The organism is Acetatifactor aquisgranensis (genome assembly GCF_943193215.1).
GTDB classification, from domain to species: Bacteria; Bacillota; Clostridia; order Lachnospirales; family Lachnospiraceae; genus Acetatifactor; species Acetatifactor aquisgranensis.
In genome coordinates this window covers 48,320-62,950 of sequence record NZ_CALPDH010000001.1, presented here as the reverse complement: position 1 = coordinate 62,950, position 14,631 = coordinate 48,320, and the positions used below count along the sequence as shown (strand labels likewise).

General features: G+C 54.7%; 14 protein-coding genes. All 14 read right to left on the bottom strand.

The genetic code is table 11. The features are described from left to right. Window positions 1–50 precede the first annotated feature (50 nt). Window positions 51–557 carry a SpoVA/SpoVAEb family sporulation membrane protein gene (locus NFS35_RS00270; protein ID WP_251205142.1) on the bottom strand — a complete coding sequence of 169 codons (507 nt, stop codon included), beginning with the start codon at window positions 555–557 and terminating at the stop codon, window positions 51–53. Window positions 558–721: 164 nt separating this feature from the next. Next, window positions 722–1,363: a stage V sporulation protein AA gene (locus NFS35_RS00265; RefSeq protein ID WP_251205141.1), complete on the bottom strand. Its 642-nt coding sequence runs from the start codon at window positions 1,361–1,363 to the stop codon at window positions 722–724. 69 nt (window positions 1,364–1,432) lie between these two features. After that, window positions 1,433–1,915: a stage V sporulation protein AB gene (locus NFS35_RS00260; RefSeq protein WP_251205140.1), complete on the bottom strand. Its 483-nt coding sequence runs from the start codon at window positions 1,913–1,915 to the stop codon at window positions 1,433–1,435. Between the two features lie 133 nt (window positions 1,916–2,048). Beyond that, window positions 2,049–3,215 (bottom strand): glycoside hydrolase family 25 protein, encoded by a 1,167-nt coding sequence (locus tag NFS35_RS00255; RefSeq protein WP_251205139.1) that lies wholly within the window; start codon window positions 3,213–3,215, stop codon window positions 2,049–2,051. 186 nt (window positions 3,216–3,401) lie between these two features. Continuing rightward, on the bottom strand, window positions 3,402–4,166 hold the full coding sequence (locus tag NFS35_RS00250; RefSeq protein ID WP_251205138.1) for a SigB/SigF/SigG family RNA polymerase sigma factor: 765 nt from the start codon (window positions 4,164–4,166) through the stop codon (window positions 3,402–3,404). After that, window positions 4,145–4,645, bottom strand: coding sequence for an ATP-binding protein (locus NFS35_RS00245; protein ID WP_251205137.1), 501 nt, complete (start codon window positions 4,643–4,645; stop codon window positions 4,145–4,147). The genes NFS35_RS00250 and NFS35_RS00245 overlap by 22 nt, the downstream gene beginning before the upstream one ends. Further along, a complete protein-coding gene (locus tag NFS35_RS00240) occupies window positions 4,642–4,965 on the bottom strand; it encodes an STAS domain-containing protein (protein WP_251205136.1) in 324 nt (107 codons plus the stop codon). Before NFS35_RS00240 ends, NFS35_RS00245 begins: the two co-directional genes overlap by 4 nt. A gap of 230 nt (window positions 4,966–5,195) precedes the next feature. Further along, window positions 5,196–6,494 (bottom strand): tetratricopeptide repeat protein, encoded by a 1,299-nt coding sequence (locus tag NFS35_RS00235; RefSeq protein WP_251205135.1) that lies wholly within the window; start codon window positions 6,492–6,494, stop codon window positions 5,196–5,198. A gap of 107 nt (window positions 6,495–6,601) precedes the next feature. Further along, window positions 6,602–6,763 (bottom strand): hypothetical protein, encoded by a 162-nt coding sequence (locus tag NFS35_RS00230; RefSeq protein WP_251205134.1) that lies wholly within the window; start codon window positions 6,761–6,763, stop codon window positions 6,602–6,604. Continuing rightward, window positions 6,760–8,079, bottom strand: a complete 1,320-nt coding sequence (locus NFS35_RS00225) for a bifunctional folylpolyglutamate synthase/dihydrofolate synthase (RefSeq protein WP_251205133.1) — start codon at window positions 8,077–8,079, stop codon at window positions 6,760–6,762. The genes NFS35_RS00230 and NFS35_RS00225 overlap by 4 nt, the downstream gene beginning before the upstream one ends. 66 nt (window positions 8,080–8,145) lie before the next feature. Then, window positions 8,146–10,929 carry a valine--tRNA ligase gene (locus tag NFS35_RS00220; protein ID WP_251205132.1) on the bottom strand — a complete coding sequence of 928 codons (2,784 nt, stop codon included), beginning with the start codon at window positions 10,927–10,929 and terminating at the stop codon, window positions 8,146–8,148. A gap of 627 nt (window positions 10,930–11,556) precedes the next feature. Further along, window positions 11,557–11,778, bottom strand: coding sequence for a hypothetical protein (locus tag NFS35_RS00215; protein ID WP_251205131.1), 222 nt, complete (start codon window positions 11,776–11,778; stop codon window positions 11,557–11,559). 107 nt (window positions 11,779–11,885) lie between these two features. Beyond that, a complete protein-coding gene (locus tag NFS35_RS00210; protein WP_251205130.1) occupies window positions 11,886–12,899 on the bottom strand; it encodes a YdcF family protein in 1,014 nt (337 codons plus the stop codon). A gap of 351 nt (window positions 12,900–13,250) precedes the next feature. Beyond that, entirely contained in the window at window positions 13,251–14,552 is a 1,302-nt protein-coding gene (locus NFS35_RS00205; protein WP_251205129.1) for a glycoside hydrolase family 27 protein, read from the bottom strand. Between the last annotated feature and the right edge of the window lie 79 nt (window positions 14,553–14,631).

Below are 14,631 nucleotides of genomic sequence, written 5' to 3'. Positions count from 1 at the left end.
GATTGAACCAGTCAGCGTTATGCAGTCTTGTTTCACGGCAAGCGAAATCGTTAAGCAGTATAAATAATCCCCAGCGTCTTCCCAACCCAGTAAGCCACACCCAGCACCCAGCTGGAGAAAATCCCATAAAGAATCACCGGCCCTGCGATAGTGAAAATCTTGCACCCAATCCCAAAGACCTGCCCCTCTGCCTTGTACTCTATGGCCGGAGCCGCCACGCTGTTGGCGAAGCCCGTAATGGGCACCAAAGCTCCCGCGCCGCCCCATTTCGCAATCTTCGGAAAGATGCCGAGACCGGTCAGGACCACCGACAGCAGCACCAGTATCAGAGAACACCAGCTGCCTGCAGACTGCTTGTCCAGCCCCAGGCTGCCTGCGTAATTCAGGATGCACTGCCCGATGCAGCAGATAATGCCCCCCGTAATAAAGGCATGCAGCATCTGCCGCCACAGGCTGTGGGTGGGAGTCACCGCCTTGACATACTGTTCATAGGCTTTCTGCTGCTCTTTCTCTTTTTTCTGCTCTTGTGCCTCTATGTTTGTCTCTTTTTCTTTCATACTCTGTTTTTCCTCGCTTTCCCCAAACCTATGCCGTCTCCCGCCATTCTCCGGCTTTCCCACATGCTGCCCCGTCGCGGCATAAGCAAATCCCCCGGCAGGCCTTTCCCATACCGGCGGCATTTCACTGCACTCTGTTCTCAGTATGCGCAGACAGGAGGATATTATTCCTCCCCGGAGCCGCCCTGCTCCGTTTTCCCCTCTCTTCCGGCCGTAGCGATAAGAGCCTTGTCCACATCCTCCTCATAGTTGCGCATGGCCACCTCTATGGGCGTGGGGTCCTTTGTGAGCCGCCTGACCCCCACATGGTTGAAGAAAAGAATGATGCCCGCCGCAAGGCCGATGGAATAGGACACCTCCAGCACATTCAGCCCCTGTGGCTCCCTGTCCATCACCATACGATAGATTTCCGTGAACACATCGTTGATGCCTACATCATTGTGATACGCCATAATCGTAAAGGCCGTGCCGAAGAAACTCACCAGACAGACCAGCGCACACTTCGCCCATTGCTGCCAGCCCTTATGCTTATCCACACTGATCTGCTCCACCAGCACATCCGGCTCCCCCACAATCTGCACCGTGATATTCGGGCACGTCTCCTCCATCAGCTTCACCAGATACAGGGAACTGATGACGCACCGTTTCGTATCCCCACTGCTGAAATGGTGTACTTTCAAAGCTTTCAGCCTGGCCGCTATGACAGAGTCTATACAGCGCAGGGAACCCACATCCGACAGGAACACGTCCTCCGACCGCACCTCCACATTCCTGTCGCATTTCAAATAGACTGTCACATTTGCCATAAGAACTCTCCTTCCCGAATCAATACCCATCGTCCGGCTTCACGCCCAAAATTCCCTCTGCCGTTCCTTTCACCCCACCGTCCTGTGCAGCTCCGTCAGGAAATAAAGCAGGGAACCGCAGATTTTTCCAGCCGCCATGCTGATGATTGCCAGCCCCAGACCATGCCTGAAAGAGATACGGCGGGTGAGGATCGGGATACTGTCCAGCATCTCCGCAATGGCCAGCGCCAGGCATCCTACGAACATCCCGGCGAACAGTCCGAAGACCGCCTGACAGAACACGCCCGCCATCTCCAGGACCGGCTCATACTGAGGACAGCGCTGCTGCCACCAGGCCCGGAACCGGCAGTACCTGGAAAAAACACTGAGCACACAGCCTGTCAATGTGCCGAATATCACCATCTCCTCATATAGCGTCACATGCTTCGCCGTGTGGGTCTTGCCCGCGAACCGCGGCACCAGCCCCACTGCAGCCAGCACGGTGAACACGCCTGCCGCCGCCAGCAGACCATAACTTCCCCCTGTCAAAATCAATAAAAAATTCCGCATCATCCCATCAGCTTTCCTTTCCGGATTTACTGACTATTATGATACGGAATCTTGAAAATTATTCTTTGTTCTTATATCTGCAAGTCAAAGCAGTCCTTAATCTGTGTCCTTTGCAACCTCAGAACATCCTCTCTCGTTACCACAAAGGCTCAAAACTGATATTCAAATCCACCTCCGTGGAAATCCCCTGCACTGTCCCTGACTGGGAATACTGCCATATCTTATACGCATATGGGTAATAAAAGCTGTCCCTATACGCCGCGAACCATTTGTCGTATCCCTCCAGCGCCTCCAGCCCCAGCATCATGGCGCCCATCTCCGTATTGTAGTACAGCATGGTCCTGTATCCCGCGTCTTCAATGGTCTGGCAGAAAAGCTGTGTCAATGCGGTGCGCTCCTCTATGGAAAGGGCGTTCATCCGGCCGTCCGCCCCGGAGACCTTTTCCACATCGAACACAATGGGACATTCCATTGTATAGGGAGCGACTTTTTCCAGCACCAGATTCGCCTCCTCCACCGCCTCTTCTTCGGTGATGGCCTGGCTGTAGATATAGGCCCCTACCTTAATGCCCGCCGCCTGGGCCCCCTGCACATTGGCGTCGAAATATGTATCCTCCACCAGCTTCCCGGTTCCGTACCCTCTGTAACCCGCCCGGATGAAAGCGAATTCCACGCCGTCCTGGGCCACCAGGTTCCAGTCGATGTCGCCCTGGTGCTCGGACACGTCTATGCCCTTGTGGGAAATTACCTGGCCGTCCTGGAGATACTGATACTCGCCGGTCTCCAGGATATTCAGGTTCGCATTGTCCCACTGGTTCTGTGCCAGGCTGTAGTCGATGGGAACCACATGGTACTGTCCGCCGCTGTATACCACCAGGTCATCCGGATACAGCGGCTGCAGGATATCCAGAATCGAGTCCCCGTCGTTGATCCTGGTCCGGATGCCCTCCAGCACTTCCGTGGCCGCCTCCTGCCTGGCGTTGGCCACCTGAACCTCCACCTCCTCCGGAGTAAGGCCCACGGAGCCCGAGAACACGCCGACTACATTTCCTTCTTCATCCACCACGTTTCCATTCTCATCGATGCTTACCACGCTGCTCCCATCCACCACATCCCCTCCGGAAGCCGCGGCAGCATCTCCTGCCCGCTCCCTGATCCACGCATAGACGGAAATCACCGAGAACATCACTGCCACCATCGCCACCAGGCAAGCCAGCATGGCATATATCCGGCGGCGCACCCCCTTTCTGACATACATTCTCCCCATTCTGCCTGCATCTCTACGTACTGTCCTGTCTCTCATACAATCCTCTCCTCCGGAGCAATCCGCCTGCCTTATGCAAATCTGTCTTCCCTGCATATTTTCAGACATACCGCATGCAGCACTGGAAGTACCCGGAAAGCTTTCTTATACTTCCATAGTAAACGAATTGGCGCAGGAAGAAAAGGGCTTTTTCGCGATTTCAAAAATTTTACAGAAAATTAAAGTTCAACGGACCTTTTCCCGCAGGTTCAGCAGAATCCTTTTCTCCATGCGGCTGACCTGCACCTGGCTGACCCCGAGCCTGGCGGCGATTTCCGTCTGGGTCTTGTTCTGGAAATAACGCATATAAATCAGATTCCTGTCTTTGGGCTCCAGGCTGTCCAGAAGCTGGCCAAGCAGCATATGGTTGAGGACCTCCTCCTTTTCCGCGTCCTCTCCGTCGCAGCCGCTCATCACGCTGCTGCCTATGCTGCCCCCTCTTCCCCGGACCACCTTGTCTACCAGATAGACCTCGCTGCCGTCATCCTGATACACGGCGGAATAGATGGATTCCACCTCTATAGAGGCCTCCATGGCCAGCACCACGTCCTCCGCGGACAGCCCGGCCTCCTGCGCGATTTCCTGCACGGTCGGCTCACGGTTTTCCCTTCCCTGGAGCTTCTGCCTGACAAGCTTTACCTTCAGCCCGTTCTCCTTGATGGTCCGGGACACCTTCACCGGCCCGTCATCCCGCAGGAACCGCTTGATTTCCCCGGTGATCATGGGCACCGCGTAGGTGGAAAATTTCAGCCCCAGCTTTAAGTCGAATTTATCGATGGCTTTCATGAGCCCTATGGTCCCTATCTGGAAAAGGTCCTCCAGATCGTGTCCCCGGCCCGCGAACCGTCTCACGATATGGCGCACCAGCCCCAGATTACTCTCTATCAGTACCTCTCGCGCTTCGCTTTCTCCCGCCTGTGACCTGGCAATCAGCACTGATGTTCTATCCATCCGCCCACTCCTATTTTCTTAATCATGCGGACTGTCGTCCCCTGGCCCGGAGCGCTCTCCACCTCCAGCTCGTCCATGAACGCCTCCATGAATGCAAATCCCATCCCGGAGCGCTCCAGCTCCGGCTTCGTGGTGTACAGTGGCTCCATGGCCCGCTCCACATCCTCGATCCCTTTTCCGCTGTCTGTCACTTCGATATGTAGGATGTTCTTCTCCAGCACGCAGCGCAGCTTTACCTTGCCCGGGTTCGCCTTTTCACAGGCACTGCCCTCATCCTGCCCGCCAGGCCTCCCATAGCCGCACAGATTCTCATAGCCGTGTATGATGGAATTGGTCACTGCCTCCGACACAGCGGTCTTGATATCCGCCATCTCCTCCATGGTGGGATTCAGATGGGTGATGAAAGCCGCCACCGCCACTCTGGCAAATCCCTCGTTGTCCGAAAGGGCATCAAAGATAATCTCCATTTCATTTCTCATGATTCCAGTACCTCCACTATTTTATTCAACCCTGACAGCCTGAAGATTCTCTCTATCTGCCTGTCCACATGTATGGCATAGACCTTGCCTCCGAAACAGGATATCTTGCGGTAGCGCCCCATGATGATGCCTATCCCGGAGGAATCCATGAACCTGGTCCTTCCGAAATCGAACACCACGTCGCGCACCTCCTCCCTGACCAGATACCGGTCCGCGCACTCACAGATGAAGCCCGCTCCATGATGGTCTATCTCCTCCGGCAGCTGAATCAGGAGGCAGTTGTCTATGACCTGAAAATCCCCTGTAGTGACCTGTTCCATAACTTACACCCTTCCTTTCTGAAATCTGTTGCGGCATGGGAAGCCCGCATAAATACGTAGAAAAAAGAACCCATAGCGCCTACAGGTTCTTTTCTTTTGTACTTTTTATGATTTCTCCATCCAAAACACTTGGTGCGAGACCTGGAAGAACGCTGTCCTTGCGTTCTTTCGTGTGTAACTTAGAACTTCTTAGCGGGCGCACTTTGGCCGCTTAGAAGTTCTTTACACACTTAGCCGGCATTCAGGCTGTCCTTGCGGTACTTAGCCAGCCTGGCATTTTCGGTGTCAGGGGACAGTTCTATTACCTTGTCATAGGTCGTGATGGCGTTTGCCGTATCGCCGCTGGAGCGGTATGCCTCCCCCAAAAGATAGAGAGCGTCTATGTTGGCAGCATCATACTGCACCGCCTTTCCAAGCGTCTCCAGCGCTTCCTCGAACCGGTTTGTATAGTACTGCTGATATCCCTCATCGAAATACTCCTTGGAAAGCTCAGGCCCGATGACGGAAGTCATTGACTGATACAGTCGCTGGAATCCTTCGGGCATGGCCGCCATATCCACCCGCTCTGCAAGTTCCTCCAACTGATCCATTGCCACATACATATCGCCAGACTCCGTATATGCCGCAGCTATCTGGAAGAGTTCTTCTGTGGTCTGTATGGTTCCGCCTGCCCCCACATAGCCCTCAATCTCTGTGTACAGGTTCTGGACATTTCCGTTCAAATCCTCTATCCGGTCCTCCAGCTCCTGGATGCGGGCAGTCTTCGCATCCGATTCGTTGCTGATTTTCGTAATGGTCTGCTGCTCCTCATTCCGGACCCGGGACTGGGCTGCCGGCACCACCAGGAAATACATGGCTGCGATACCGATGATAAGGCCGATTACCATATTCAGCACAGTGGCGAAACCGCCTCCCCTTTTTGGCTCCTTAACGTTCAGGGGCTGGATGATGATTTCATTCTCGCTCCGATATCTGACGGACTCGTCCTTCCTCCGCCTTTTTATCCCTTCCTCCGGCATCAGGGCCTGCTCCACCTCTTTCAGGTAGCGGAGAGTCAGGAGATTGTTCTTGTCAATATCCATGCATTTGCGCAGTTCGCGCTCCGCATGATCCCATTCCTCCTGCTTCATATACAGCAGCGCCAGCAACTGGTGGGCCCTTATGAATCTGGGGTTCATGGACAAGACCTTGCGCAGCTGTATCACCGCCAGATCCTCGCCGTCCTGGTTGCACAGGGCCAGCGCCCTGTTATATTTCTTGACTGTCTGGTTGATGGAATCCAGCCTGGCGGAATTGGAGCGCATCTTGTCGATGTACTCGTCCGCGATATTCTTCTCCGGGCTCATATTCTTGCTGATGACCCATTCCCTTAAGGCAGAGGCTGCCTCACCCATCTCAAAGTACACCAGTCCCAGCAGATTCCTTGCCTTGATATTGTTCTTATTAAATTGCAGGCTCCGGCGCAGGCTGACAACGGCGCCGCTCAAATCCCTGACGCCGGCCTTTTCCAGCCCCTCGTTATAATACATGTTGGACACCTGCAGCACTTTTTTATATAAGGAGACATCGGCCCCACAGGAAGTGCAGAAGTCGTGCTCCGAAAGGCGGCGGCCACAATTATAACAAAACATCATTATTATTCTTCATACTCCTGTTCTAATCCACCATCAGTCTCGGTAATCTTCTTAATCAGCAAATCGGCTATGTCCGTCAGATCTTGGCTGTAGATAGCATCCTCCACATCCTCCACCTCAAGGCTGGGATGGAATTTTTTCAGTTCGTCTTCAAAATTTATCATGATTCAAGCAACTCCTTAATCTCACCGACTAAATACAGGCTCCCTGCCACATAGATGCGTTCTCCGCTCCCGCGTTTTTCCAGCAGCTTACGGAAAGCTTCCCCGGCGTCTCCGCATATCTCACAGGAACAATTCGGATATCTGTCAAACTGCGCTGCCAGCTCTTCCGCATCCAGCGCCCGGCTGCTGTGCATATGCGTCACTACGATTCTGCGGAACAGACCTCCGAGAACCAGCTTCTCTACCATGCTTCTGTAATCCTTATCCTTCACAACACCAAACAAGAGGCTTCTTGAACCCGGATGCCCGTCCGCGGACACTGTCTCCAGAAAGGCGCGTACGCCGTCCTCATTGTGGGCGCCGTCCACATAGACCTCCGGAAGAACCTCTTCCATGCGTCCCGCCCAGAAGCACTCCGCCACCCCCCTGCGCATCTGCTCCATCGTAATCGTCCTGCCGCCATCCACCACTTCAATGGCTTTGCAGGCCAGCGCACAGTTCTCCATCTGATAGGCGGCAATCGTACGGAGCGAAAAAGTAACATCTCTATCATACAGATTGTGTACGCAAAAATCAATGGTTTTTCTTTTAAAATTTGAAAAAGAATAGTCATTTTCCGACACGGAATATGCGGAAATCCCAAGTTCCTCCGCCCGCCTCCGAAATACGGCCGTAGTCTCAGGGCAGGTATCCCACCAGACCGCCGGCGCGCCGGCGCACATGATACCTGCTTTCTCATAGGCGATTTTATCCAGTGTATCTCCCAGGACCCCCACATGGTCCAGACCGATATGCGTAATTATGGACATTTCCTTTCGGTAAACTGAATTCGTGGCATCCAGCCTGCCTCCCACACCTGTCTCCAGGATACAGAAATCCGGCTTTTTCTCCGGGAAGAGCACCATGGCGATGAAAAAAAGGTATTCAAAGTATGTGGGATGATAGGCGCCTGCCTCTTCCCGCTCCAGGGCCTCCCAGTCCAGCAGATTGTATATGTGCAGGAATGCTCTCAGAAAGTCCTCCTCGGAAACCATCTCTCCATCCGCCAGGAACCGCTCCCTGATGCATACCAGATGAGGAGATGTGAACAGAGCCACCCTGTAGCCCGCCGCCTCCAGGATGCTGCGCAAATAGGCACAAACGGAGCCTTTTCCGTTTGTGCCTGCCACATGGATAATGCGCATCTTCCTGTCCGGATTGCCCAGCTGCCGCAGGAACCCCTTCGTTTCCTCCACATCATGCTTTGAAGTAAAACGGGGCACATCTTCCATGTACTCTGCTGCCTGCCGGAATGTGGTAATATTCTGTCTCTCCATGACATGGTGCCTCCACAAGCCAGTAGGAATTGCTAAAGCAATCCCTACTGGAATGACTCTTATTTTTTATGCATTTTGCAGCTGCCCAAGCCGCAGTTCCACCTGCTCCATCATCTGGGTGTACTTCGCCAGCTTCTCCTTCTCCTGGGCAATCTTCTCTTCCGGTGCCTTGGAGAGGAACCGCTCGTTGGAAAGCATGCCGTTCACCCGGGCCAGCTCCCCTTCCAGCCGCTTCTTCTCCTTCTGCAGGCGCTCTGTCTCCCGGGCCACGTCCACCAGCTCCGCGAAAGGAATGTACAGCGTCGCCCCGGGAATCACCACGGACACTGCGTCTTTGGTGATATCGTCCATGTTCGCGTCAACGGCAGAGCCGTCTTCTGTTATCGTTTTTGCGTCATCTCCGGCTTTGCGGACCATAGTCACCTCGTTGGCATAGGCCAGGGAGGCGAAGAACAGCTTGCCCTCCGTGAAAGTCCTCAGGCATTCATCGCTTTCGCTGACCAGGAACAGATGGGTCCTGCGGCTGGGAGCCACGTTCCTCTCGCTGCGGACATTGCGGATGGCCCGCACGGCTTCCTTGATGATTCCGATGTCCTTCTCCTCTTTCGGGAAGCTTCTCTCCTCCCGGTACTCCGGCCATCTGCTGATGACGATGGACTCTTCCATGGAATGCTCCTCTTCCATGGAATGCGCTTCTTCCGCCTGGGAGCAGTCCCTCTCCTGCAAGGTGCAGAAAATCTCCTCCGTGATGAAAGGCATATAAGGGTGCAGCAGCTTCAAAGCATCGACCAGGACTGTCTTCAGCGTCCAGAGGGCCGCGTTCTGGCTTGCGGCGTCGTCCGTATTGTACAGGCGGGGCTTCACCATCTCAATGTACCAGTCGCAGAACTCATCCCAGAGGTAGTCTACGACCTTCTGCACTGCGATGCCCAGCTCATAGCTCTCCATATTGCCGGTGACATCCTTTATCAGGGTGTTCAGCTTCGACAGGATCCATTTGTCCACCGGCTGCAGCTGGGAAGCGGCAGGCTCCGTCACGGTCTTGCCATCCATGTTCATCATGATGAAACGGGAGGCGTTCCACACCTTGTTGGCGAAATTACGGCTGTTTTCTACCCTTTCATAGTAGAAACGCATGTCGTTCCCGGGGGCGTTGCCGGTGATCAGCGTAAGCCGCAGGGCATCCGCGCCGTACTGGTCGATGATCTCCAGCGGGTCGATGCCGTTGCCCAGGGATTTGGACATCTTCCGTCCCTGGCCGTCCCGAATCAGTCCGTGGAACAGCACTGTATGGAACGGCTTCTGGCCCATGTGCTCGAAACCGGAGAAGATCATCCGGATGACCCAGAAAAAGATGATGTCGTAACCCGTCACCAGCACGTCCGTGGGATAGAAATACTTTAACTCCTCGGTGTCCTCCGGCCACCCCAGCGTCTCAAAGGGCCACAGGGCGGAGGAGAACCAGGTGTCCAGCACGTCAGGATCCTGTGTCAGGCGGGTGCAGCCGCATTTAGGGCATTTTTCCGGCGTTTCCCCTGCCACCGTCACTTCCCCGCACTCATCGCAAGTATACGCGGGAATCCTGTGCCCCCACCACAGCTGGCGGCTGATGCACCAGTCGCGGATATTGTCCGTCCAGTTGAAATAGCTCTTCTCCATGCGCTCCGGCACCAGGCGGATGTCCCCGTTCTTCACCGCTGCCACGGCGGGCTTAATCAGCTCTTCCATCTTCACGAACCACTGCTCTTTCACCAGAGGCTCTATGGTCGTGCCGCAGCGGTCATGGGTGCCCACGTTGTGGGAATAGTCCTCAATCTTGACCAAAAGTCCCAGGGCATCCAGTTCCTGTACGATGGCTTTCCTGGCTTCATAGCGATCCATTCCGGCGTATTTCCCGCCGTTCTCGTTGATGGTGGCGTCGTCATTCATGATGTTGATGACGGGAAGGTCATGGCGCTTTCCCACCTCAAAGTCGTTGGGGTCATGGGCGGGGGTAATCTTCACCACGCCCGTGCCGAACTCCCTGTCCACGTAGGTGTCGGTGACCACGGGAATCACCCGGTTCATCAGGGGCAGCATCACGCTCTTTCCAATCAGATGGCTGTATCTTTCATCCTCGGGATGGATGGCCACGGCGGTATCGCCCAGCATGGTCTCCGGACGGGTGGTGGCAAAGGTCAGGAACCGGGTGGTGCTGGGCGTTCCGTCCTCCTCCATCACCGGGTACCTGATATGCCACAGATGTCCGGCCTGTTCCTGGTATACCACCTCTGCGTCGGAGATGGAGGTATTGCAGACAGGGCACCAGTTGATGATGCGGGCCCCCTTGTAGATATAGCCCTTTTCGTGCATCTTTACGAAGACTTCGGTCACGGCCTTGTTGCAGCCATCGTCCATAGTGAAGCGCTCTCTGTCCCAGTCACAGGAGGAGCCCAGTTTCTTCAGCTGTTCCACGATGCGTCCGCCGTATTCTTTTTTCCAGTCCCAGGCACGCTCTAAAAATTTCTCACGTCCCAGCTGGTACTTGTCGATGCCTTCTTCTTTCAGTTTCTCGATAATCTTGACCTCCGTGGAGATGGCCGCGTGATCCGTGCCCGGCAGCCACAGCGCGTTGTAGCCCTGCATCCTTTTGAAACGGGTCAGGATATCCTGCATGGTCTCGTCCAGGGCATGGCCCATGTGCAGCTTGCCTGTGATGTTTGGCGGGGGAATCACGATGGTAAAGGGTTTTCTGTTGTAATCCACTTCCGCGTGGAAATATTTCTTGTCAAGCCATTTTTTGTAGAGCCTGTCTTCCAGGCCCTTGGGGTCATAGGTCTTTGCCAGTTCTTTGGAACGGTTTTCTTCCATTTCGTTTCTTTTCTCCTTTCCTGTCAATTACCGCGTCTGATTTTCACAACGCTTTTCTGCCAGAACGCCTCCGCACAATCGTCTCTGCCTGGTGTTTCCACAGAGCCATTTCTGCCGGATGCTCTCCGTAGGAATATTCTTGCCGGGCAGTCTTCACAGAGCCATTCTGCTTTCCACTGCATCAAAAAAGCCCTCTGCCGACTCTCATCAGCAAAGGGCGTCATTAACGCGGTACCACCTTTGTTCACAGCGGGAGCTTTTATGCATCCGCGCTGTCTCAGTGACTTCTACTAAAGTCCTATCCTGTAACGGGGATAACTCGTGAAGCCCTACTTTCCCGAATCCCAATGGCAGAGACATCGATGAAGACACCTGCGTCTTCACGCCTTCTGCGCCTTAGGATTTCCGGCCTGCTTTCAGGCTCCCGGCTTGGAAGCTACCTTCCGCATCCTTTCCTTTAAGCCGTCTTTCAGCATCCCTTTTCCGGGATAACAGCCTTCTCTGTCAAGGGGCAATGCGTACTCCTCTTCGTCACAGCCTTTTTCGTTTCTATTGCTTTACTATATTCTATGGGCCGGATTTTGTCAAGGGTATTTTCTCAGAATCTGCATATTGGACATCCCCCTTTCAAAAAGCGACAGCGCCACCTCCCTTGAACAGCTTCTCCACCTGATACAGGGTCTTCCCGGCCTTCCGCAAATCCGTCCCGCTGATGCATATGATGTACACTTCCGGCATATCATAGTACTCTTTCCCCTTCTCCAGACACTGGCTGTCAATCATTGCCGCACAGAACCTGCTCCTCCCGGCATGGTCGATGGTCTCCTTCCGCTGGATTTCCAGGTTCACCAGCCGCCCCTGGCCGTCCCCGCCAATACACCGAGGATTGCATCACGGGCCGTGGCCTTCGATATTCGGTACTGCGTCCGCACCTCCTTCACTGTCAGATCCCGCAGCTATACAATCACCGCAGCGGCGCAGGCTGTCAGCACGGCCACGAAAGCATGCCTTTTCCATGTCAGGCTCAGGTATCCGATGAATTCCCGAATCAGGGCATTCAGCGTAAAATACCACTTTGTCCTGGCCCCGAATCCGATGCACTTCATCCCCTGCTGCCTGGCCAGGATCAATGCCCGGAACACATGGTAGGCCGTGGTGACAACGATGACTTTCGCTTTCTTTTTGCCCATCAGCTCCCTTGAGAACAGCAGATTCTCCTCTGTGGATTTGGATTGATTTTCTACTACGATTCTATCTTCATCAACACCTTTCTGAACCGCGTAGGCGGCCATAGCCTCGCCCTCGGCCATATCCTCCCCCGGCCCCTGGCCGCCGGACATGATCAATACCGCATTCTGGTTGTAGCGCAGCAGCTCTATGCCCTTATCAATCCGGGCAGCCAGCAGCGGCGTGACCCTGGTACCCAGCAGCCCCGCCCCCAGGACGATGATGTAATCCGCTTTCCGCCTCTTTCTCAGGTGAATCAGGTTCAGGATGGCGGAAAGGGAATAAACGGCCAGCAGCACCAGAAGATATGCCGCAAAAATGCTGATGAACGCATACAGTTTCGTGCCCAGAATGTCCCGGCCCAGGCCGCCTATGAAAGGCCAGACCGTCAGGTAGCCGAAGAGCAGGACGGAAAACGCCATGGACAGCAGATTGGCCGGTTTCATCCCCTCATGCCGGATGACCTTGAGGCCCTCCACGAAGAACATGAGAATCAGGACCGCGGGCATCGCAACGATGCTGAACATCGCCAGGAACATCAGCCCGATGAGGAGATACCGGAGCACGCTGTGGGAGTTCAGCCAGTCCAAATACCTGGCTAAAACTAAAAACATGGCAATGGCCAGGCAGACCATCATCCAGAAAAAGGCCACGCCGCTCCATAATGTCCTGGGCTCGCGCACCATCACCCCCGCAAAGATACAAAGTGAAATTCCAAAAAGAACTATCAAAATCTGCCACATATCTGACTGCCCCCTTATACTATATAACCGTAATCCTATCCCGGCTTCTTCAATTCCATATCATGGGCCCAGACCGCCCATGATATGCACGGACATCCGGCAACGAGTATCCTCTATAAAGATATGATATCACAATTATGGCACAGTAACCTTACAATCAGGTGACATTTTCCTTACAATTTTGTAGCAGCATGGCAGTTCATGCAGCACGCCGGGCCATCATTTTGCAGCAGGCAACCGGACGAAAACAATCCGGAAAACCATTCGCCGCCTGCGCTAGTCCCCCTCCGCAGACAGCGGGCGCTACGGCAGACTCCGGACTATCTATGACAGCAAACCGCCCCTGACCTCTCATCCGATCCGGTACACCTTCACCCCGTGGGCCTCCACCGCCGCCGTCACTTTCCGTCCGGCAGCCCGGCCCTCTGTGCGATCCCACAGCTCCCGGAGCGCCGGTTCTTCCTCCCGGAACTCCTCTTCCAGCCCGGAAAGACTGACGGAGAGTTCCGCGTCCTCATCGCTCAGGTTGAACAGCGCCACGCATATCCTGCCGCTCTTTTCGTCCTTGTTCTTCCAGACGGCCATGTCATCGGTGCGCAGAATCTGGGTCCCACGGCAGTCCTCCTGCATCAAATCCAGCACTTCCCTGTTGGTGAGCAAAGACAGCGTCCAGTCATCCAGCTTCGTCAGTTCCGCGCCCAGCATCAGGGGAGAGCGGAACATGCACCACAGCGTCATCATGGTCCTCTGCTCGGCTTTCGTAAAATTCGTCTGCCTTTCATGCCCAAACCCTTTTCCCAGATATCCCAGGGGCAGCATATCGCAGTCGGGGTAGCAGCCTTTTTTCACATGATCCTGCCACAGCTCGCAGCGCCAGAACATGGCCTTCAGCAGCTCCCATTTATCCCAGAAATCATCGGTAATCCGCCACATATTGGCGTATTTTCCGTATTCCCACGCCCGGTCTATATGGGCGGGGCCGGGGGAGAGGCTCAGCACGATGGGACGCCCGCATTTTTCGATGGCGCGGTGGAGCATTCTGGTCTCCTCCCAGCCGCTGAAATGGTCGTTCCGGTAAAGCCAGCTGTCGCAGATGTCATCGCATTTGATGTAGTCCACGCCCCACCGGGCATACATTTCTATCAGGGAGTTGTAGTACGCCTGCCCCTCCTCTGTGGCCCGCACGCCGTACATATCCGGATTCCAGCCGCAGATGGAAGAGGGGTCTGCCACCATGTCCGCCGTGGTATCCGTGCCCGGCACGGGGCAGTGGTTCCGGGCTGCCCTGCGGGAAATGCCCCGCATGATGTGGATGCCGAATTTCAGGCCCAGGCTGTGGACGTAGTCCGCCAGAGGGCCAAAGCCTTTCCCGCCCGCGGAGGAGGGAAACCGGGCAGGGCTGGGCTGCAGTCTGCCGAATTCATCCATCTCCTGGTCTCCGAAGGGGATGTACTGGAACTTATCCCGCATGGTCCCCGCGTCATTGGCGTACCACTGGATGTCTATCACCACGTACTCCCAGCCGTATTCCTTTAAATGGGCCGCCATGTAATCCGCGTTGGCCCTCACCTGTTCTTCGTTCACCGTAGTGTCGTAATAGTCGTAGCTGTTCCAGCCCATGGGCGGCGTCTTCGCAAATTCGTTCTTGTTCATGAAAATCTCTCCTTTCAGGTAATTTTTTGATATGAATGCGGATAAGAAACTTCTTTTCTTCAATATCCTATGTTACAAT

Excerpts from the sequence above, each read along its gene's own strand:
- NFS35_RS00270 (WP_251205142.1), bottom strand. The coding sequence starts at position 557 with ATGAAAGAAAAAGAGACAAACATAGAGGCACAAGAGCAGAAAAAAGAG.
- NFS35_RS00220 (WP_251205132.1), bottom strand. The coding sequence starts at position 10,929 with ATGGAAGAAAACCGTTCCAAAGAACTGGCAAAGACCTATGACCCCAAG.
- NFS35_RS00205 (WP_251205129.1), bottom strand. The coding sequence starts at position 14,552 with ATGAACAAGAACGAATTTGCGAAGACGCCGCCCATGGGCTGGAACAGC.
- NFS35_RS00210 (WP_251205130.1), bottom strand. The coding sequence starts at position 12,899 with ATGTGGCAGATTTTGATAGTTCTTTTTGGAATTTCACTTTGTATCTTT.
- NFS35_RS00245 (WP_251205137.1), bottom strand. The coding sequence starts at position 4,645 with ATGAGAAATGAAATGGAGATTATCTTTGATGCCCTTTCGGACAACGAG.
- NFS35_RS00255 (WP_251205139.1), bottom strand. The coding sequence starts at position 3,215 with ATGAGAGACAGGACAGTACGTAGAGATGCAGGCAGAATGGGGAGAATG.
- NFS35_RS00250 (WP_251205138.1), bottom strand. The coding sequence starts at position 4,166 with ATGGATAGAACATCAGTGCTGATTGCCAGGTCACAGGCGGGAGAAAGC.
- NFS35_RS00230 (WP_251205134.1), bottom strand. The coding sequence starts at position 6,763 with ATGATAAATTTTGAAGACGAACTGAAAAAATTCCATCCCAGCCTTGAG.
- NFS35_RS00265 (WP_251205141.1), bottom strand. The coding sequence starts at position 1,363 with ATGGCAAATGTGACAGTCTATTTGAAATGCGACAGGAATGTGGAGGTG.
- NFS35_RS00235 (WP_251205135.1), bottom strand. The coding sequence starts at position 6,494 with ATGTATTATAACGAGGGGCTGGAAAAGGCCGGCGTCAGGGATTTGAGC.
- NFS35_RS00240 (WP_251205136.1), bottom strand. The coding sequence starts at position 4,965 with ATGGAACAGGTCACTACAGGGGATTTTCAGGTCATAGACAACTGCCTC.
- NFS35_RS00260 (WP_251205140.1), bottom strand. The coding sequence starts at position 1,915 with ATGATGCGGAATTTTTTATTGATTTTGACAGGGGGAAGTTATGGTCTG.
- NFS35_RS00225 (WP_251205133.1), bottom strand. The coding sequence starts at position 8,079 with ATGGAGAGACAGAATATTACCACATTCCGGCAGGCAGCAGAGTACATG.